The organism is Paractinoplanes durhamensis (genome assembly GCF_016862175.1).
GTDB lineage: Bacteria > Actinomycetota > Actinomycetes > Mycobacteriales > Micromonosporaceae > Actinoplanes > Actinoplanes durhamensis.
In genome coordinates, this window is sequence record NZ_BOML01000022.1 from 148,107 (window position 1) to 167,551 (window position 19,445).

Annotated in this window: 17 protein-coding genes; 11 read left to right on the forward strand and 6 right to left on the reverse strand. The window is 72.3% G+C overall.

Translation table 11 applies throughout. From position 1 onward, the window contains the following. Positions 1–29: 29 nt before the first annotated feature. A complete protein-coding gene (locus Adu01nite_RS14240; protein WP_203727223.1) occupies positions 30–2,666 on the forward strand; it encodes a putative bifunctional diguanylate cyclase/phosphodiesterase in 2,637 nt (878 codons plus the stop codon). On the opposite strand, the gene Adu01nite_RS14245 is transcribed toward Adu01nite_RS14240, so the two are convergent. The 3 genes from Adu01nite_RS14245 to Adu01nite_RS14255 all read right to left on the reverse strand — a co-directional run bounded on the left by Adu01nite_RS14245 (position 2,641) and on the right by Adu01nite_RS14255 (position 5,391). Next, positions 2,641–3,327: a SprT-like domain-containing protein gene (locus Adu01nite_RS14245; RefSeq protein ID WP_203727225.1), complete on the reverse strand. Its 687-nt coding sequence runs from the start codon at positions 3,325–3,327 to the stop codon at positions 2,641–2,643. The genes Adu01nite_RS14240 and Adu01nite_RS14245 overlap by 26 nt on opposite strands. Before the next feature lie 79 nt (positions 3,328–3,406). Further along, complete coding sequence (locus Adu01nite_RS14250) at positions 3,407–4,054, reverse strand: response regulator (protein ID WP_203727227.1); 648 nt, start codon at positions 4,052–4,054, stop codon at positions 3,407–3,409. Beyond that, entirely contained in the window at positions 4,051–5,391 is a 1,341-nt protein-coding gene (locus tag Adu01nite_RS14255; protein WP_239132388.1) for a sensor histidine kinase, read from the reverse strand. The genes Adu01nite_RS14250 and Adu01nite_RS14255 overlap by 4 nt, the downstream gene beginning before the upstream one ends. A gap of 126 nt (positions 5,392–5,517) precedes the next feature. On the opposite strand from Adu01nite_RS14255, the gene Adu01nite_RS14260 reads away from it, so the two are divergent. The 3 genes from Adu01nite_RS14260 (at position 5,518) to Adu01nite_RS14270 (ending at position 9,287) form a co-directional block, all read left to right on the forward strand. Next, the gene (locus Adu01nite_RS14260; RefSeq protein ID WP_203727341.1) at positions 5,518–6,177 is read left to right on the forward strand and encodes an ABC transporter ATP-binding protein; all 660 of its coding nucleotides are present in this window, start codon (positions 5,518–5,520) and stop codon (positions 6,175–6,177) included. A 64-nt stretch (positions 6,178–6,241) separates the two neighbouring features. Further along, the gene (locus Adu01nite_RS14265; RefSeq protein ID WP_203727231.1) at positions 6,242–8,488 is read left to right on the forward strand and encodes an FtsX-like permease family protein; all 2,247 of its coding nucleotides are present in this window, start codon (positions 6,242–6,244) and stop codon (positions 8,486–8,488) included. A 157-nt stretch (positions 8,489–8,645) separates the two neighbouring features. After that, the gene (locus tag Adu01nite_RS14270; protein ID WP_239132389.1) at positions 8,646–9,287 is read left to right on the forward strand and encodes a hypothetical protein; all 642 of its coding nucleotides are present in this window, start codon (positions 8,646–8,648) and stop codon (positions 9,285–9,287) included. 17 nt (positions 9,288–9,304) lie between these two features. Here the strand turns inward: Adu01nite_RS14270 and Adu01nite_RS14275 are convergent, their stop codons facing one another. Both Adu01nite_RS14275 and Adu01nite_RS14280 read right to left on the reverse strand, forming a co-directional pair. Then, positions 9,305–10,204: a helix-turn-helix domain-containing protein gene (locus Adu01nite_RS14275; protein WP_203727233.1), complete on the reverse strand. Its 900-nt coding sequence runs from the start codon at positions 10,202–10,204 to the stop codon at positions 9,305–9,307. 29 nt (positions 10,205–10,233) lie between these two features. Then, positions 10,234–10,518 (reverse strand): hypothetical protein, encoded by a 285-nt coding sequence (locus tag Adu01nite_RS14280; protein ID WP_203727235.1) that lies wholly within the window; start codon positions 10,516–10,518, stop codon positions 10,234–10,236. A 334-nt stretch (positions 10,519–10,852) separates the two neighbouring features. On the opposite strand from Adu01nite_RS14280, the gene Adu01nite_RS14285 reads away from it, so the two are divergent. Genes Adu01nite_RS14285 through Adu01nite_RS14310 form a run of 6 tightly spaced genes read left to right on the forward strand, consistent with a single transcriptional unit; the run spans position 10,853 to position 14,824 of the window. Further along, on the forward strand, positions 10,853–11,011 hold the full coding sequence (locus Adu01nite_RS14285; RefSeq protein ID WP_203727237.1) for a hypothetical protein: 159 nt from the start codon (positions 10,853–10,855) through the stop codon (positions 11,009–11,011). A gap of 41 nt (positions 11,012–11,052) precedes the next feature. Then, positions 11,053–12,417: a hypothetical protein gene (locus tag Adu01nite_RS14290; protein ID WP_203727239.1), complete on the forward strand. Its 1,365-nt coding sequence runs from the start codon at positions 11,053–11,055 to the stop codon at positions 12,415–12,417. A gap of 22 nt (positions 12,418–12,439) precedes the next feature. Beyond that, positions 12,440–13,171 carry a YbaB/EbfC family nucleoid-associated protein gene (locus Adu01nite_RS14295; RefSeq protein WP_203727241.1) on the forward strand — a complete coding sequence of 244 codons (732 nt, stop codon included), beginning with the start codon at positions 12,440–12,442 and terminating at the stop codon, positions 13,169–13,171. 25 nt (positions 13,172–13,196) lie between these two features. Beyond that, entirely contained in the window at positions 13,197–13,520 is a 324-nt protein-coding gene (locus Adu01nite_RS14300; RefSeq protein WP_203727243.1) for a hypothetical protein, read from the forward strand. Between the two features lie 12 nt (positions 13,521–13,532). Continuing rightward, positions 13,533–14,351, forward strand: coding sequence for a hypothetical protein (locus tag Adu01nite_RS14305; protein WP_203727245.1), 819 nt, complete (start codon positions 13,533–13,535; stop codon positions 14,349–14,351). Beyond that, positions 14,348–14,824 (forward strand): hypothetical protein, encoded by a 477-nt coding sequence (locus Adu01nite_RS14310; RefSeq protein WP_203727247.1) that lies wholly within the window; start codon positions 14,348–14,350, stop codon positions 14,822–14,824. The genes Adu01nite_RS14305 and Adu01nite_RS14310 overlap by 4 nt, the downstream gene beginning before the upstream one ends. Positions 14,825–14,862: 38 nt before the next feature. Here the strand turns inward: Adu01nite_RS14310 and Adu01nite_RS14315 are convergent, their stop codons facing one another. After that, positions 14,863–17,235, reverse strand: coding sequence for a putative bifunctional diguanylate cyclase/phosphodiesterase (locus Adu01nite_RS14315; RefSeq protein ID WP_239132390.1), 2,373 nt, complete (start codon positions 17,233–17,235; stop codon positions 14,863–14,865). A gap of 154 nt (positions 17,236–17,389) precedes the next feature. Between Adu01nite_RS14315 and Adu01nite_RS14320 the strand changes: the two genes are divergently transcribed. Next, positions 17,390–19,444 carry a hypothetical protein gene (locus tag Adu01nite_RS14320; RefSeq protein ID WP_203727249.1) on the forward strand — a complete coding sequence of 685 codons (2,055 nt, stop codon included), beginning with the start codon at positions 17,390–17,392 and terminating at the stop codon, positions 19,442–19,444. Position 19,445 lies beyond the last annotated feature (1 nt).

The window sequence follows — 19,445 nt, forward strand, 5'->3', positions numbered from 1 at the left end:
TCGGGCGCGGCCGCGCCGATTATGGGGGCGTGCCCGAGACGCCCGCCCGCCCGCCGCTCCTCGCCGACCGGGCGTTCCAGGCCGTCACCGCATTGTCGATCGTCAATGTCGCCGCGTTCCTGCTGCAGGAGCACCTCGGCCGGCTGTGGCCCCGGCCGCTGAACTGGCTGCTGGTCATCGCGGTCATCGCCGCCACCATCGTGCTCTGCCGGCGGGTGCAGGCCGACCCGGCGTCCGGGCCGGTGGTGCGCCGCTACTGGCGCTCGGTCCAGGTCGGCACCACCCTCTTCGTCGGCGTCGCCGGGCTGCGCCTCCTGTCCGAGCTCGGCGCCGGCGGCTGGCTGCTGCGGCTGTCGGTGGTGCTGCACCTGGTCGGCGGCGCGGTACTCACCGTCCCGCTGCTCGGGCTGCCGTTCAGCGCCCGCGGCCGCTCCCGCCGGGTGGGCGTCCGGCTCGACCTGGGCACCCTGCTGGTCGCGGCCGGCCTGCTGATCTGGCATTTCGCCGCGTCCTACCAGTTCGCCGACGGCCGGGTCACCGGGCCGCGGGTGGTCGCCGCGGTCGTCATCATGGGCGCCGGCCTCAACGGCATCTACCTGGCCGCCAAGGTGGTGCTCTCCGGCGTCGACTCGTTCGCCCGGCGCGGGCTCTCCTGGATCGGCGCGTCGGCGCTGATCGGCGGGCTGGGCTCGGCGATCTGCTTCCTGGACCCGCGGCAGACCGACGGCAACCTGCTGGTGCTGGTGTTGCCGCTGGCCGCCTACGTGGCGGCGGTCGGTGCCCGGATGCAGGTGGTGGACAGCGCGGCCGGCGACCGGCCACGGCGCAAGCCGCGCGGTTACAGCCTGATGCCGTACGTGGCGATCGCGGCCGTCGACGCCATGGTGGTCTACCACAACGCCCGGGGCACCACGGACGGCCCTCTGATCGACGGGGTCGCGCTCACGCTGACCGGGCTCGTGGTGATCCGCCAGCTGATCGCGTTCCGGCAGAACGACATCCTGCTGGCCCGGATCGGCGTGCAGGAGAGCCGGTTCCGGCTGCTGGTCCAGAACACCACCGACATGATCACCATCACCGGTCCCGGCGGCGTGCTGACCTATGTCAGCCCGGCCGCGCAGGGCGTGCTCGGCGTGCACCCCGACGACCTGGTCGGCGGCCGGCTGGGCCCCCGGGTGCACCCGGACGACCTGGCCGTGGTGGCCGAGAAGTTCGCGGCGGTGGCTGCGGTGCCCGGCAGCACCGTGACCTACCAGGTACGCCTGCGGCACGCCGACGGCACCTACCGCTGGCTCGAGACGGTCAGCGCCAACCTGACCGGCGAACCCAGCGTGGGCGGCATCGTCAACAACGCGCGCGACGTCACCGAGACCCGGCAGGTGCAGGACCGGCTCAGCTACGAGGCCAGCCACGACATGCTGACCGGCCTGGCCAACCGGACGCTCTTCGGCGAGCGGGTCGCCACCGCGGTGACCGGCGCGGGCCCGGACCACCCGGTCAGCATCGTGCTGGTCGACCTGGACGACTTCAAGATCGTCAACGACACCCTCGGGCACGCGGCCGGCGACGAACTCCTGGTGCACGTGTCCCGGCGGATGCAGGACGGCCTGCGGCCGGGCGACATGGTGGCCCGGCTGGGCGGCGACGAGTTCGCGATCCTGCTCGAAGGGGCCGGCGGCGACGACGTCGACCGGTTGCTGGCCCGGATCGCGGCCGCGCTGCTGGAGCCGGCCATCATCGACGGCGAGCCGATCGCGGTCCGGGCCAGCTTCGGCGTGGTGGACGGCCGCGGCGGGGACGACCCCGGCGACCTGCTCCGGCAGGCGGACATCGCGATGTACGAGGCGAAGGAGCGCGGCGAGGGCGGCCACCAGCGGTATCGGCCCGGCATGGAGGCCCGCGGCGCCGAGCGCAACCGCAAGGCCGCCGCGCTGCGTGCCGCGATGCAGCAGGAGCAGCTGGTGGTGTTCTTCCAGCCGGTGGTGACGCTGCCGGGCGGCCGGATCATCGGCGCCGAGGCGCTGGTCCGCTGGCAGCACCCGACCGAGGGGCTGATCGGGCCGGGCGCGTTCATCGACGTCGCCGAGCAGACCGGCCTGATCGTCGAGCTCGGCACCTGGGTGCTGCGCTCCGCGACCCGGGAGGCGGCGACCTGGCCGGACGAGCTGAAGGTGTCGGTGAACGTGTCGGCCCGGCAGCTGCGCGAGGCCGGTTTCCCGGCGGTGGTGGCGGCGGCGCTGCGCGACAGCGGCCTGCCGGCCCACCGGCTGACCGTGGAGATCACCGAGTCGGTTGCGGTCGGCGGCGGCGCCACCGCCGAGAACCTCCAGGGCTTGCGCGATTTGGGCGTACGGCTGTCCCTCGACGATTTCGGCACCGGCGCCTCCACCCTCAGCCTGCTCGTCACCTGCCCGGTCAACCAGATCAAGCTTGACCGCTCGTTCGTGCCGGACGGCGACGCCTCGGACGCGATCGCCGACGCGGTGGTGCAGATGGCTCGGGCGTTCGAGGTGGAGGCGGTGGCCGAGGGGGTGGAGACCGCGGAGCAGGCGGCCCTGCTGACCCGGCTGGGCTACGAACGCGCCCAGGGCTTCCACTTCGCCCGGCCGATGAGCGCCGCTCTCTTCCAGGAGGCGCTGGCTACGGAACTTGCTGCGCGGCGGTGAACGCCACGCTCAGCAGGCCGGCCCGGGTCTGCACCTGGTAGCGGGTGCGGCCACGCTTGACCACGGTGCCGGCCAGGCCCGCGTACTTGCCGGTGCCGGTCAGCCGGACCCGCTCGCCGACCTGCACCGGCACCACCGGTGCGGGCGCGGCCGCGGACCGGCCGGCCCGGATGCGGGCCAGCTCGGCGTCGTAGCGGGGGTCCATCGCCGCCGGTAGACCATGATGCGACCAGGTGTAGATCGCGGCCGGGTCGAACCCGGCCGAGCAGGCGCGGCACGACTTGACCCGGATCGGCCGGCGCTGGGCGGTGGCCCGGTGCCCGGCCGGGCAGACACCCACCCAGGGCCCGTCGACGCTGGGGGCGTCGGCCGGCATGCACCGCTCCCCGGTGCTGCCGATCCGCCGGGCGGTGGCCCGCCACACCCGGTCGTGGCCGTGCCGCGGCCCGGCCAGCGCGTGCGCGACCTCGTGCAGCACCGTCTCGGTGACCTGCTCGACGTCGTAGAGGGCGACCAGCGGCCGGGAGAGCCCGATCTCCTTGCGGTCGAAGCGGCACACCCCGGCCCGGGTCTTGGCGTTGTCGAACACCAGCCGCCACCCGCGCAGCCCGTGCCGGGCGATCAGACCGGAGGCGAGCCGCCGTGCTTCCGTGAGATCCAAACCTGCCGCTCCCCGCCGACTCGCCGAACGCCGGACAATCGTGCCACGGCCGGCCCGGGTCACCGCGGAAGGGTGCAGTTCAGGACGGTGTGACCAGGCGGGTCTCGTAGGCCACGACCACCGCCTGGACCCGGTCGCGGAGGCCGAGTTTGGCCAGCACCCGGGCCACGTGGGTCTTCACCGTCGCCTCGGACAGGAACAGGTGGCCGGCGATCTCGACGTTGCTCAGGCCCTGCGCGACGAGGGTCAGCACCTCGCGTTCGCGGGGTGTCAGGGCGGTCAGGTCGCGGTGCAGCGGGGAATCCCGGGGGCCGCGGGTGGTGAACCGCTCGACCAGCCGGCGGGTGATGCTCGGCGCCAGCAGGGCGTCGCCGTCGCGGACGATCCGGACCGCGGCGACCAGGTATTCGGGGGTGACGTCCTTGAGCAGGAAGCCGCTGGCCCCCAGTTCGAGCGCCGCGAAGACGTAGTTGTCCAGGTCGAAGGTGGTCAGCATGATGACCCGGGGCGGGTCGTCGCCGCTCAGGATGCGGCGGGTGGCCTCGATGCCGTCCATGGTCGGCATCCGGATGTCCATCAGCACCACGTCCGGGCCGGTGCGCCGGACCGCGTCGACCGCGTCGGCGCCGTTCTCCGCCTCGGCGACCACGTCGATCCCGTCGGCCGCGAGGATCATCCGGAAGCCGGCCCGCACGAGGGCCTGGTCGTCGGCGATCACCACCCTCATCGGACCTCCAGGGGAAGCTGGGCCCGGACCCGGTAGCCGCCGGTGAGCCGCGCCCCGGTCTGCAGGGTGCCGCCGTAGACGGCGAGTCTCTCACGCAGGCCGGCCAACCCGCGGCCGGTGGACGACGCCGACTCCGGGGTGGGCCGGCCGCCGGTGTCGGTGACGGTGATGCACAGCTCGGCCGGTGTGTAGGCGACGTCGACCGCCGCCCGGGCGCCGGACGCGTGCTTGACGGTGTTGGTGAGGGCTTCCTGCACCACCCGGTAGGCGGCCAGCTCCAGCCCGGCCGGCAGCGGAACCCGGTCGCCGCTGGTGGTCACGGTGACGTCGATGCCGGCGTCGCGGACCCGGTCGATCAGCGGCGGCAGCTGGGCCAGGCCGGGCTGCGGGTCGAGCGAATCGTCCTCGGCCGCGGCCAGCAGGCCCATCACGCCGCGGAGCTCGCCGAGGGCCGCGCGACCGCCCTCCTCGACCGACAGCAGCGCGTCGCGGGCGGCCTCCGGCGAGCTGTCCAGGACCTTCCGGGCGGCCCCGGCCTGAATGATCATCATGGACACGTTGTGGGTGACGATGTCGTGCAGCTCGCGGGCGATCCGGGCGCGTTCCTGGCGGGTGGCCTCGCGCATCGCGTCGGCGCGTTCGCTGCGGAGCCGGTCGGCCCGCAGCCGCCAGGTGCGCATGCCGTGCACGGCCACCCCGATCGGCAGCAGCACCAGGAACGGCACCCAGCCGACCGGCACGATCGGCACGGCGAGGTCGGGGAACGAGCTGTAGAGCAGCGCCGCCAGCGGCAGTGCACCCAGGGCCCACAACCGATAGGGGCTGTACGCCGCGGCGCTGTACCCGGCGATGACGCAGGCGTAGAACGAGACCCGCAGGATGTCGGTGCTCGGCTCCACGCCGTAGAGGGACAGCACCGTGATGCCGAGGATCGCGCTGAGGGTGGCCAGCGGATAACGGCGGCGCAGCACCAGCGGGAGGATCGCGGCGATGGCGATCCACCCCGGACTCTGCGGATCGCTCAGCTGGTTCTCCCACGGGCCCACCGGCCCCACCGGGATCGGCGGGGTGAAATCCAGGCCGTCCGGGAGGTCGGGCAGATCAGGCAGATCAGGCAGATCAGGGGCCTGCGGATAGGGCACCCGCACCGCCACGTCGTTGGTGGTGTCGAACAGGTGGTCGGTGATGTCGGTGCCGCCGAGCGCCACCGCCACGAACACCACGACCAGCAGAGTGTCGAAGACCCAGTTGCGGCGGGTCATCCGCGGCTGCGGGCCCGAACGGCGCAGCAGCGCCCGGAGGCGGCGCCATCGGACGGGCGGCGGGTCGGTGGTCACCGGGCCATTGTGTCGGGACTTCCGGAGCGTACGCATCCATCGCTCGACTACGCCGCAAGGATGACGCCGGCCCGCGAAGGGGCTCTCACGGCCGACGCCCGCGGTGCCCGGTCGTCCCTAGCGTCCCTGACCATGATTGATGTCGTAGATGTGAGCCGCCGCTACGAGGGCGACCAGGCCGCCCTCGACCACCTGAGCCTGCACGTCGCCGAGGGTGAATGCCTGGCCCTGCTCGGCCCCTCGGGCAGCGGCAAGTCGACCCTGCTCAACCTGATCGCCGGGCTCGACCGGCCGACCGAGGGCACCGTGACGGTCGGCGGCACCCGGGTGGACCGGCTCGGCGAGGCGGCCGCCGCCCGCTACCGGCGCGCCACCATCGGCCTGGTCTTCCAGTTCTTCAACCTGCTCGACGACCTGACCGTCACCGACAACGTGCTGCTGCCCGCGCAGATCGCCGGCCGGCCGGCGGGTGACGCGCGGCGCCGCGCCCGGGAGCTGCTCGGCACGCTCGGCATCGACCGGCACGCCGACGCCTACCCGGGCCGGCTCTCCGGCGGGGAACGGCAGCGGGTCGCGGTCGCCCGGGCGCTGATGAACCGGCCGCCGCTGCTGCTCGCCGACGAACCGACCGGCGCGCTCGACACCGCATCCGGCGCGGAGGTCCGCAAGCTGCTGATCGACCTGCACGCCGACGGCCAGACGATCATCCTGGTCACCCACGACGAGGTCCTCGCCTCGGCGGTCGCCACCCGGACCGTGCGCCTGGTCGACGGGCAGGCGGCGTGACCGAGCGAAGCGAGCGTCATGATCGCGTTTTTGGTCTTCCGCTTTTTCTTGAAGGTAGGGCCTGATGAGTGCCATCCGGACGGTGGTGCGCGGCGCACAGCGGCGCCGCGTCTCCACCATCGTGATCATCGCGGCGACCGCGATGGCGGTGACCGCGACGGTCCTCGCCGGACTGCTGCTGGCCGCGTCCTCCAGACCGTTCGCCAACGCGTTCGCCGCCCAGCACGGCGCCCACCTGACCGCCTTCTTCGACGCCGCGAAGACCACCGAACGGCAGGCCGCGGCGACCGCGGCGCAGGCCGGGCAGTCGGCCGGCCCGTTCCCGGTGGCCATGGTCGCCACGAGACTGGACGGCATGCCGCCCGGGGGTCCGGGACTCCCGCCGCTGCAGGTCGCCGGGCGGGCCGATCCGGGCGGCGACGCGGTCGACCGGGTCACCCTGCTGACCGGGCACTGGCCGCGGGCCGCGGACGAGATCGTGATCGCCCGGACCAACCTGCGGCTCCCGGCCGGCACCACGCTGAAGCTGGCGAACGGGTCCACGCTGAAGGTCGTCGGCGAGGCCCGGTCGATCAGCCGGAGCGCGGGGGGCTGGATGACCCCCGGCGGGGTCACCGCGCTCGGGGCGACCGGCTGGCAGATGCTCTACCGCTACGCCGATGCCGGCACCGAGGCCGCGATGACCGCCCACGCGACCGCGCTCGGCCCGGACGCCCGGACCCAGTCCTGGATCGGTGTCCGCAACGACGCCGCGCACCGCACCCAGCTCTTCGTGCCGCTGCTGAGCGCGTTCGGGCTGATCGGCCTCGCCCTGGCCGCCCTGGTCATCGGCAACGTCACGGCCGGCACCATCGCCTCGGCCACCCGGCGCATCGGCGTCATGAAGGCGCTCGGCCTGACCCCGTCGCAGGTGGTCCGCGCCTGCCTGGTCCAGGCCCTGATCCCCGGCGGGATCGGTGCGATCCTCGGCATCGTCGCCGGCGACCTGCTGGCGGTGCCGCTGACCGCCGACGTCGCCGACCTGTTCGGCACCGTCCCGATGTCGGTCACCCCCTGGGTCGACGCCGCCGCGATCGTCGCCGCGGTGCTGGTCATCGCAGCGACCGCGGCGCCGGCCGCCTGGCGGGCCGCGCGGTTGCGGACGGTCGACGCGCTCGCCGTCGGCCGTACCCCGCGCGGTGGCCGTGGCCGGTTCGCCGCCCGGCTGGCCGCCCGTTCCGGGTTGCCGAGGCCGTTGAGCCTCGGGCTCGCCCAGCCGTTCACCCGGCCGGCCCGCCTGCTGGTCATGCTCCTGACGATCGGGCTGGGCACGGCGGCGGCGACGTTCGCCATCGGCCTGGCCGGCTCGCTGCGGGCGATCCAGGCCGCCGACCAGAAGCCGGCCACCTCCGCCGACGTGGTCGTCCTGTCCGGCCCGGACACCGAGGTCGCGGATCCGCGCACGGTCCTCGACGGCGTGCCGGGAACCGGAAGCTACTACGGACGCGGCCCGGCCGAGATCATCGTCGACGGGCTGCGCGAGGCGGCCCAGGGCACCGTCACCGTCGGCGACGCCAGGGCGGCCGGGTACGAGATGCTGGAGGGCCGCTGGTACGCCGAGCCGGGCGAGGCGGTCGTCACGACCGGCTTCCTCACCGCCACCGGCAAGCACATCGGCGACACCGTGACCGGGACCGGACACGGGCCGCTCACCCTGGTCGGCGAGACCTTCGACGGCAGCGCCAACAACCACCTCTACACCGACGCCGCCAGCGTGCCCGACCTGGCCGCGCCGTTCGAGTGGTACGTCAAGCTCAAGCCCGGCACCGACCTCGCCGTCTACCTGGCGGCCCTGAAGGACAAGCACATCCCGGCCGAGGCCACTCAGGTCGAGGGCGCCGACGGGACGCTGATCATCCTGGACTCGCTCACCGCGCTCCTCACCGCCCTGCTGGTGTCGGTGGCCGCGCTGGGCGTGCTCAACGCGGTGGTCCTCGACTCACGCGACCGGGTGCACGACATCGGCGTACACAAATCAGTGGGCATGACGCCGAAGCAGACCGCCCTGATGGTCATCGCCTCGATCGGCATCCCCGGCCTGGCCGGCGGCGCCGCAGGCGTCCCGGCCGGCTACGTCCTGCACCACTGGGCGGTGCCCGCGATGGCCCGGGGAGCCGGCATCCGCCTGCCACACAGCACGATCGAGGTGTACGCCCCGGCTCTGCTCGCGGCGCTGGCGCTGGCCGGCCTGATCCTGGCGGCGGCCGGTGCCCTGCTGCCGGCGGGCTGGGCGGCCCGCACGAGAACGGCGGTGGCTCTGCGCACCGAATGATCGGGGGGTGGAAAGCCCGGGCCCGCGCGGGTGCCGGGCTTTCCGCATACCGCCCACTACCATGGCCGCGTTCGAGGCGGCGGCGAGACGAGGCGACATGCGATGGTTCCGGCGGACACGTGACGAGCGGCCCGGCCAGCAGGATCCGGCACGGCAAATGATGATCAGCGATATCCGGCAGCGTTTCGGTCTCCATCAGCCGGGATCGTTCGACCAGCAGGCAGCCGCGGTCGCCGAGGCGCTGACCGGCCCGGACGGTGTCGCGGCGGCGGCCGGCATCGTGCACGAGTTCGCCGATTCGGCGCATGCGGAGATCCAGCGGCTGGCCGCCGAGCTCTCCCGCCGGGTCGGCTACCAGTTCGTCGTGGACCGCGCCGACTACCGGCCGATGTGGCGGGAGGCGAGGCCGGACCTGCGGTGGCCGCTGTTCGAGCTGCCCTGCGGGTTGTTCCCGTACATCCACGTCGCCGGGGCCCTCCGGGCGATCAGCGCCGAGGTGAAGCTCGCGACCGACCAGAACCGGCTGCACGGCCATCTCTTCGAGATCCTCGACCTGACCATCGCGGGCTGGGAGTTCGCCTCGGTCCGCGTCGACACCGACGGCGCAGCGCTGGCCACCTTGCTGATCAGCACCGCCCGCGACCTCCGCACGACGATGAGCAAGGAGCCGCCCCTCCCCAACCCGGTCCGCGAGCTGATGCGCCGCAACAACACCATCGACGTGTACGCACCGGACGCGCACCGGATAGTCGGCGGCATGAACCCGGGCCGCGAAATGCGCGAAATGCTCCTGGCCTGACGCCCAGCGGCTGCCTCTCAGCGGCCGCGCCCACCTGTCAAAGCGTCGATGTAGAGCGCCTGATACCGGTCAAGGTAGGGCGCTATCGGCTCGGCACTGTCGTGATTCATCTCGAAGATCTGATGGTAGATCTCGATGTCCCTCCGGCCGCGGGACAGGAGTCCGGTGTTGTAGATATCGATGACTACCATCTCCTGGTCGAACAGGGTGAAGCCATGCAGGGGAGGGATGGTCATCGGTCGGCCGTCGGGAATGACGATCAGGCTGACGTTCTCGTATTCGGCGGAGATCTCGCGCAGGTGATGGATCTGGGCCAGCATCTCGGCCGGCGGGCACGGGGCATTTTTCAGGACGCTCTCGGTGATCACGAAAGAGAACGACTTGGCCCGGTCTGCCATGACCAGTTGACGCTGTACCCGGGCCGAGACGGCGGCGAGCACCGCCGTCTCGGTCAACGCCTCCACCGGGAGTCGTGCGAGAGGCTGGAAGAGGCGCAGGACAGCCTTCGCGTACGGCGAGATCTGCAGCAGGCCGGGCAGGACGGTCGGTTGAAAGTCGAGAATCGTCTGCGCCCGGGCTTCCCAGTCGGCGACACTCTCCTGCCGGCCGGCCAGCGAGTCGGAGGTCGGACGCCAGTCGGTCATCCGGTCGTGGGACCGCTGGGCCTGCCCGATCAGCGACCGGGTCTGCTGGTCGTCGGCGCCGATCGCCCGGGCGATCTTTCGGATGTCGTCGAGGTCGGGCGACCCGATCCCGCGCTCTATCCGAGAGACTGTCGACTGGCTGAGCCCGACGGCCGAGGCGAGCGCTCGCTCCGACATTCGCCGGGCTTTCCGCAGCCGCCTCAGGGTGACCCCGATCGGCTCGTCGTCGGCCGGGCCGAGGCTGCCCGAGGGAGAACCCGAATCCGTTGCCACTCCGGCCCTCCCTCTGCATGCATGTCGTGTCAGGTCAAGCTGGTCATGGCTTCGACGAGCAACTCGATGGGGACACGAACCAGGCTCTCGCCCTGGGGAACGTCCACACCTTCCTGGTCGCGGGGTACGTCGAAGCCTTGGACGACCAGCGTGCCGGAGTCGGCGTCGAGGTAGACGGTCGGGCATGAACTCGCCGTGCATCGGTTAGCGATGGGGCGAAGCCGCGGGCCCGGCTCGCTCAGGAATGCGTTGACCACTGATGCGCTGACCATCAACTGGTGTGCGCTGCCCGTCGTCGTCGACAACTCCGACATCTTAGTCTCTCCTTTGCATGAACCAGAGGTTTTCGTGGGGGACGCTAGCCTGTACCACAACTCGGACACCGAGAACCCCGTTGGTTCCTCGAAAGAGTGGGCACTGGTACTGCCACGTAGCAGTGTGCCAGGTGTCAGGCTAGCCCTCCTACCAGCGTGAATACGCTGATCCTTTGCCGAACTGTGAAACCTGCCTGCATGAGTCAGATTCACTGACTCATGCTGAGGCCATCGTCTCCTTCGACTCTGGCACTTGGCGGTAGTGATGACCGAGAAATCTGGCAAGACCCCCACCAGGTCGCCCTCGTCTTCCCGGTGGGCTTGGCTCCTCGTCATGGTTCTGACGGCCGGAATCGTCAGCGGTTTGGCCGGCCTGCTCTCCAGCGCAGGGGGCAGCAACCTGCCCGGTGCCGTTCTGACCGGCGGCGCCGCGTTCGCCGGCACGGTGGGCCTTCTCCTCGGTGTCGCTCACTGGGCCAAGGCGGGGGTGTAACGGGGCAGCTCAATCGATGGTTCCCGCTGTATCGTGCGCGGGTGTCCGACCCGAGCAGCCCGCCGCCCCTGCGCCCGCCGTCCTATTCGGCGCCGGCACCGGGTGACCCGCCGCGTCAGCGGGGAGTGTCGTGGAAGCGGGCGCTTGCCATCTGTGCCGGGGTGGTGGTTCTTGCCCTGGTGGCGCTGGTCGGGCTTGGGCTCTGGGAGCGGCGGGAACTTCGGCGTGAGCTTGATGCGCTGCCCACCTACGGCTATACCGAATCGCCGGAACTTGCCTCGGCCAAGGCCGGCATCAAGGCCCGGGATGACCGGACCGCGCGGATCGGGCAGGTGATCAGTGACGCCATGGCTGGTCAGTCGGCCGCGCTGCTCGGTGGGGACAAGGCGACGTTCGTGGGGTACGCGGCGCCGGGGTATCGGCTCGGGCAGACCTGGCTCACTCGCAGCTTCACCTCGCTGCGGGCGATGGGGGTCGCGCAATGGACACCCAAGGTTGACTCCTGGACGCCCTACTCGGGGACCCGCTGGCAGTCCACCATCGACGTCAGCTACTGCTTCGTTGCCGGGTGTGCCACGCCCAGCACGATCACCCTGCACACGATGTGGGATCTCGCCGACGAGGCGCATCCGCGGATGACCGAGCTCTGGGAGTACACCGGTGGGCAGGCCACGCCGCCGTGGGCGCAGACGGTGCTGCAGGCCAAGGTCGGGTCTCGGGTGATCGTCGCGGGACCGGCGGCCACCGCGGGGCGGTTCGGTGCGGTGCTGGCCGAGGCCGAGAAGGCGGCCAAGGTCGCCGACCGGTATGCGCTGACGACCACGCCCAGTAAGTACGTCGTCTATCTCGCCGGGGCCAAGGAGTGGGGGCGATGGCCGTACGGTGAAGAAGGGGATTGGGTTGCCGGTTATGCGGAGCCGGAGCGCGAATCCGTGGTCCTCAGAGCATCCTCGGCGACGCCCTCGTTCCTCCCCGAGCTGCTCCGGCATGAGATGGGGCATGTGTCCACGCTGGCCGGACAGGGGTCCAAGGTGAAGTACGCGGACGCCTGGTGGCTGGTCGAAGGGATGGCCGACTACGTGGCCGCGGAGGAGCGGCCGTTCGCGCAGTACAGCGATCGGCCGGTGACGATCTCGTTCGTACGCGGGAAATGGAACGGTGATCTTCGGGTGGGGGCGCCCAAGAAGAAGGCGTCGCCGGCCGATGCCAACGGCCGGTACGGCACCGCCTACCTGGGCGTCTCCTGCCTCGTGCAGCAGTACGGCCGGGCCAGGGCGCTCGGCTTCTTCCACGCCGTGGCGGTCGTCGGCAGCCCGCTGACCACCGCCGCGACCGAGCAACTCGGAGTGCCGTGGACGACCGTGTCCAGCACCTGCACGGCCCAGATCAGACGAACGGCGCACTAGAGTTGATGGGGGAGACGCAGACGTGACCACACAGGAGCCACCGCCCTGGCTGGACCGGCTGAACGCGTTGCAGGCCGAGGCCCAGCAGCTCGCCGGCCGGCTCGCCGAGGCGTTGCCGGCCGACCGGCGGCACAGCGGGCGGGACGCGTCCGGGTCGGTCGAGGTGACGGTGGGGGCGCGCGGCCGGGTCGAGGAGGTTCGGCTGCGGTCGGACTGGCGCCGCAAGCTCGACGACAACGGTGGCCTGGCCCGGGCGGTGATCGAGGCCATCGGCAACCCCCAGCGGGAACGGATGAGCGCGTTCGCCACCGTCGTCGCCGAACCCATCGCCCCGCCGGCGACCCCGAAGCCGGAACCGTTCGAGGCCGGCAGCGGTCCGGGCAGTGATGACGCGCAGCGGGCGATGCGGGAGACGCTCACCCTGCTCCAGGCCGCCCAGGGCCAGCTCGACGAGGCCGTCCGCGCGGCCGGTGAGCGGGCCCGCCGCGACTACGCCGGGCACGATCCCGGCCGGCACGTCACGGTGCGGGTCGGCGGCGCCGGTGAGGTTCGGCAGATCGAGGCGGACGAGCCGTTCCTGCGCCGGATGGAGGACGACTACGTCGGCCGGGCGCTCAATGCCGCGATCGCCGATGCCTACCGCACCGTCGACGCGCCGCCGGAGCAGCCGGTCGCGGACGACGCGCTGCGCGAGCTGAAGGCCTTGACCGATGACCCGAACGCGCTGCTCCGGCGCCTGTTCGGTTCCCGCTGAAACCATCAAGAGGGGGGTACGAGTGATGGCCGATCCCACACCGCAAGAGGTCAGCGTCGCGGTCCAGGCGTTGCGCACCGATGCCCGGACGTGGGGCGAGACCGCCGACGAACTGGCCGCGGCCCGCGACGCCGCCATCCCGCTGGGCCTGCAGAAGTTCCACTTCTCGTTCGTCGGCGACAAGGCCGGTCTGACCGAGGTGTACGCCGGTATCCAGGAAAAGATCATCCAGCTGCTGGGCGAGGGCTCCACCCAGCTCGAGGCGCTGTCGGCCGCGCTGACCGGTGCGGCCAACGACTACGAGCGCAGCGACAACGACGCGTACCGGCGCGCCCACCACGTCTACTAGAGGGAGTTCACCATGACGGCGGTCGGCGCCACCGACAGCGAGTTCAACGACATCCTCACCCAGGCGAGCACCCACCTGGCCAAGGTGCAGACCAGCGCCCAGTCGCTGTACGACTCGGTGTCGGCGATCTGGGACTGGATCCCGCCCTGGCTCAAGGACGACGTCAACCGGTTCCTGACCAGGGCGTGGGACATCGTCAAGGAGCTGTTCGACTACGTCAAGGACTTCGTGCTCAACCCGGGCTGGCCGCCGGCCCTGTTCCACGCCGGTGAGGTCTGGGTCGACAAGGTCGGCCTCGCGGCCAGCTCGGCGGTCGGGCAGACCAGCCTGAACTACACCCAGGTCGACGACCACTGGCAGGGCGACGCGGCCACCGCCTACAAGAACACCCTGCCCGCGCAGGGCCTGGCCCTCGGCGCGATCAAGACGATGTGCGACGCGCTCGACACGGCGCTGAAGAACATGGCCGGGGCGATCGTCGCGTTCTGGCTGGCGTGCATCGCCGGGCTGCTGTCCGCGCTGCCCGAGTTCGGCGCCGAGGAGGCCGCCGCCGACACCGGGGTGGGCGCGCCGCCGGCGATCCTGGCCTTCATCGCCTCGGTGGTGAAGCTGCTCGGCATCATCTCCGGTGCCGCCGCCCTGCTGTGGGCGTTCAGCGGTTCCCAGATCGGCCCCTACACCGCGATGAACCAGCAGCTCAACAACTGGAACGCGTTCCCGGCCCGGCCCGGGTCGGCGGCGCAGGGCAACTGGCCGGCGGCCACCACCCCGGGCATGTCCGACGCCAGCTTCCTGGACGGCAACGACTCCAACTGGCGTTTCCTGTCATGACCGCGCCGCAGGTGCACCAGCTCCCGCCCGCGGTGACCGCGGGCCTGCGCGGCAAGTTGCGCCTGGCCGTCGTGTCGGCCGCCCTGCTCGCCGTGCTGTTCGCGGCGGGTGCGGCGGCCGGTCTGCTGATCGCGCCGCACGTCGCCGGGCTCGGCATCCTGCTCGCCGCCGCCTACCTGACCGGGCTGCTGCTGGCGCTGGGCGTCTGGTCGGCGGCCCGCCGCGGCCGGCGGGCGGTCGGCCCGGAGGGCATCGGCCTCGCCGACGGCCGCCGGGCCCGGTCGGTCGCGCACCGCTACACCCGGCTGAGCCGCATCGCGGCCGCCCTGACCGCCGTGGCCGCGATCGTCCTCGCCTTCACCCTGGGCGACGTCAGCCTGCTGTTCATCGGCGTCCTGAGCGCCTTCCCGCTGCTGTCGCTGGCCTCGGTCGCGCACGGCGTCACCCACCGGCTGGCCCGCAACCTGCCGTGAGGCCGGCGGTCAGACCGAGACGGTCGTTCTCCGGGGCATCAGGCACGGTACAGGGAAAGGCCGCTCCGATCGCTGTTCCGTTGCCCGCCCGGGTGCGGGCCGGGTGCGGCCTTTCGCTGCACCGCCAGCAGGCGGGACACGCCGTCGGCGGTCATCGGCTCGCCCAGGAAGTAGCCCTGGCCGACGGTGTAGCCCAGCTCGCGGAGCACGGCCACCTGCTCGGCGCTCTCGATCCCCTCGGCGACGGTGGCCAGGCCGAGCGCCCCGGCGAGCTGGATCACCGCGCGGGCGACCGCCTGCCGGGCGTCGGGGGTGACCGGGCCGCCGTCGTCGATCTCGATGCCGTCGACGAACGACTTGTCCAGCTTGATGATCGCGGCCGGGAAGGCGCGCAGCAGGCTCAGCGACGACTCGCCGGTGCCGAAGTCGTCGAGGGCGAGCCGGATGCCCATCCGGTCGAGCTCGTGCAGGGCCCGGGAGACCTGCTGGCCGCGGAGCACCGCCGACTCGGTCACCTCCAGCACCAGCCGCTCGCAGGGCAGCCCGCTGTCGGTGAGCGCCGCGGTCACCTCGGCCACGAAGTCGGGGTCGTGCAGCTGCCGGGCGGACACATTCAGCCCGGCCTCGGCGAGGGCCTCCGGCCCGAACTCGGCCAGCCACGCCGACGCCTGCCCGCAGGTCTCGCGCAGCACGAACCGGCCGAGCGGGACGATCAGGCCGGTCCGCTCGGCGGCCGGGATGAACTCGGCCGGGCCGACCACGCCGCGGACCGGGTGATGCCACCGGACAAGCGCTTCGACGCCGATCAGACGGCCGTCGTCCAGCCGCACGATCGGCTGGTAGACCACCCGGAACTCGTCGTTCTCCAGGGCCCGGCGCAGCTCGCCGCCGAGCTGCATGTGCGCGAGGACCGGTTCGCGCATGCCGTCCGCGTAGCGCACGAAGCCGGCCTTGCCCCGCTCCTTCGCCGTGTACATCGCGACGTCGGCGTTCAGCAGCACCGAGTCGACGGTGGCGCCGGGCGCGGCGACGGCGATCCCGATGCTGGCCTGCACCAGCAGGCGGTGCTCGCTGATCGGGCGGGTGAGGGCGGTCAGCAGCCGGCCGGCCAGCTCCTCGGGGTCGGTGCCGCCGTCGGTGAGCAGCACCGCGAACTCGTCCCCGCCGACCCGCACCGGCAGGCCGGCCGCTCCGGCCTCGGTCTGCAGCAGCCGCGCGACCGACAGCAGCAGGCGGTCGCCGACCCCGTGCCCGAGCAGGTCGTTGACGACTTTGAAGTCGTCGAGGTCGACGAGCAGCACCGCGGTCGGGCCGGTGGTGGTCAGGGCGGCGGCCAGCCGGTCCCGGAACAGCGCCCGGTTGGCCAGCCCGGTGAGGCCGTCGTGGCTCACTTCGTACTGCAGGCGCTCCTCCTGCTCCCGGGTGTTGCGCAGGAGCCGGGCATTCTCCCGGGAGGCGACGTACTGCCGGACGGTGACCAGCGCGGTCACCGCGACCGTGGCGATCAGCGCGACCCGGACCGGCCAGCGCAGCGGGGCGCCGAACGCGACCGCGATCAGCGGCACGTCGACCGCCACGATGGCCAGGTAGGGGAGAAGCACGCCCTTGCGGCCGCGGTCGGGGCGCAGCCCGCGGTCGGCGCGGCCCTGCACCGCGACGCCGAGCGTGATCAGCACCGGGGCCAGCGGCATCACGATCGACTGGGCCGGGATGGTGGCGACGTAGCCGAACTGCACGGCGAGCACGGCGACCGCCCCGGCCGGGACGCCGCCGCTGGCCGCGATGAGCCGCATCGCGAGGCGGTCGACCGGGCCGCAGACGATGTACGACACCTTGGCGGCGGCCCCGGCCGCGGCCAGGAAACCGAGCCCGACCAGCAGCGTCGCCTGCCGGCTCCACGGCTCGCGGGCGGACAGCATGGGGGCCAGCCCCACATACCACAACACTGCCGCCGAACCCAGGAACGCGATCGTGCGGTCCAGCAGCACCCGCCAGCGCTCGACGCCGCCGGTCGGGGCGACCGGCACCCGGACCAGTGCCCAGAGGGCGAACCCGAAGCCGGCCGCCACGCAGCCCGCCGCCGCGATCGGCATGCTGCGGGTGCGGGCCTCGGCGGCGTGGGTGAGCATGTCCACCGCGAGCCAGGCGTAGCCGATCGTCATCACGCCGACCGAGAGCAGCACCGCCCGCCAGAACCGCCGGGCGACCGGGTCGAGGCCGGCGCGGTTGCGGACCTTGTCCAGGACGGCCGCGGTGGCGAGCACGCCGCCGATCGGAACGAAGACGTACGACAGGGCCTCGCTGCCGGCGCCGACGGTCAGGTAGGCCAGGCACCAGACGGTGCCGAGCGCGGTGACGGCGGCGGTGGCCCGAACGTACCGGCCCGTCCCTCGATCCACTGTCCGCGTCACGGCCCGACATTATCGGCCTTGATATGCCCCCGAAGTCCCCCGAACGTTCCACATTCACCGAACCGGAACGGCGTGAGTCGTCATCGCGACAGATCAGCCGTTCGTCCGGGGGATGCGCGAGGATGTCAGCGAGCGCGGGCCGGCGAGGAGCAGTATGACCGTCCATATACGGGGGCAATCCGCGGTCGCCGGCCGGTCGGCCGGTGGCCCGCTGGATCCTCTGCGGACCCTGATCCAGGCGGTTCCGGTGCCCACCGCGCCGCTGACCTTCCCGAGCCGGGAGGCGGCGCTCGGCCTGGCCCTGATGGACCTGTCCTTCCGGCTCGACCACGTGCCGCGGCTGTCCGAGCACCTGACGCTGATGGACCGCGGGCACATGAGCCGGGAGATCAGCGTCGACGTCGACCTCGACCTGATCTCCGGCCGGTTGCGCGACACGCTGCTGGTGCCGGGGGAGGGGACGTCGCTGTGGGTGCCGGTCTCCCGCTACAGCCGGCGTGATCTGGCGCCCGCGGTGATCCGGGACTCGCGCGGCGAGGTCGTGCCGCGGCTGTCGCACCGCGACGCCAACCGGGTCACCGCCGCCGCCTTCGTGAAGCTGCTCGCCATGCTGATCAACGCGCACGACGACGTGGCCACCCCGGCCAGCCCGATCCACCAGTTGCGGCACACCCACCAGCGCTCGCGGTGGCTGATCGAGGCGGCGATCACCGAGCTCGTCATGGTCGGGGCGCCCGCCGGGCAGCGGCTGCACACCCCGCTCGATCATGCGGAGCTGCCGGAGCCGGTGGGCACCTCCGGGTCCGTACGCAAGCTGGCTCTTCTCGGTCTTGATGCTCTTTTTCCGGCCGAGGGCGGGCATCGGCTGCTGATGCCGTTCGCCCGGCTGCTGCAGCTGGCCACCCGGCAGTACATTCTGGTCGCGCAGCTCGGCCTGGACCGGCCGCGCCGATTTCTGAGCTGGGAGGCGCCGCTGCTGCCCGCGCAGCACCGGCCGGCGCCGCTGCAGTCGCTGGCGAAGAACGTGCTGCCGGTCAACCGCGAGTTCGTCGTGGAATACGAGACCGAGATCCCGCGGGCGGTCAAGGCCTACCACCTGACCCTGGAGGTCCGGCAGGAGATCAGCGTCCGGCGGTTCGTGATGTCCAGCGACGTCGACGAGGAGTTCGTCGAGGTGCTCGCCGAGGACCTGGAGTCGGTGGCCCGCCGCGCGGACCGGCTCGGCACCCACCACAAGCTGCTCGAGCTGGAGATGCAGAGCATCGCGTCCCGGCTGGCCGAGCTGGGCCGGCGGCGGCTGGTCGACCTGGCCGGCTACGAGTCCTACCTGGCCCGGCTGCCGATCCCGGTCGGCGCGCCGGGCGGTGAGCAGCGCCGGATGACCGCCGAGGAGGTGATCGCGGCGCTGTCCGCCGGCGACTGCTCGCTCGACGTGCTCGCCGCGTTCTGCGCGCACTACGCCACCGACAGCATGCAGCATCTGGCCCGCAGCGGCCTGGCCGGGCCGGCCCTGCTCAACATCGCCGCCGGGCTGCGGGCCGCGCAGGTGGGCCGGGACGTCACCACCGACAGCGACCCCCGCGAGCACGGCGGCCATGCGCATTGGCGGCGGCCGTCGGCCGATCTCAGCCCGCAGTCCACCGAACCGGTCCGGGTGGTCGCGTTCATGGCCCTCGCCGACGAGGCACCGGCCCTGATCGAGAGCATCACCCGGATGGTGGCCGGCCTGTTCCTGGTGGTGCTGGGGATCGGGACGCTGCTGTCCGGCGGGGTCGCCTGGCTCTATTCGTGGCGGGTGGCCGGCGGGTTCGTGCCGGCCCAGGCCGACGCCGTCGTCGCGGTGCTGCTCCTGGTGCCCGGCCTGCTGCTGGCCCGGCTCGACCTGCCCGGCACCAAGTCGGTGCTGGGCCAGCTGCACCGGTTCCAGCGGGCGCTCGCCGCCGCCTCGGTGGTGGTGACCACCGCGCTCGCGATCGTGGTCGGCACGGTCGAGTCGGACCGGACGATGACCCGGTTCTTCCAGGCCGCGCTGGCCGTGCTGATGGTCATCCTGCTCTGCTGCCTGTGCGAGTTCTACGCCCGGCGGATCCACCGCAGCAGCGCGGTGCCGCGGTCGGCCCGGGTGCCGCGCTGGCTCCGCGACGCCCGCCGGTCCACCCGGCGCACGGTCGAGCCGGACGACTTCTTCGACGCACGTGGGGAGATGTGAG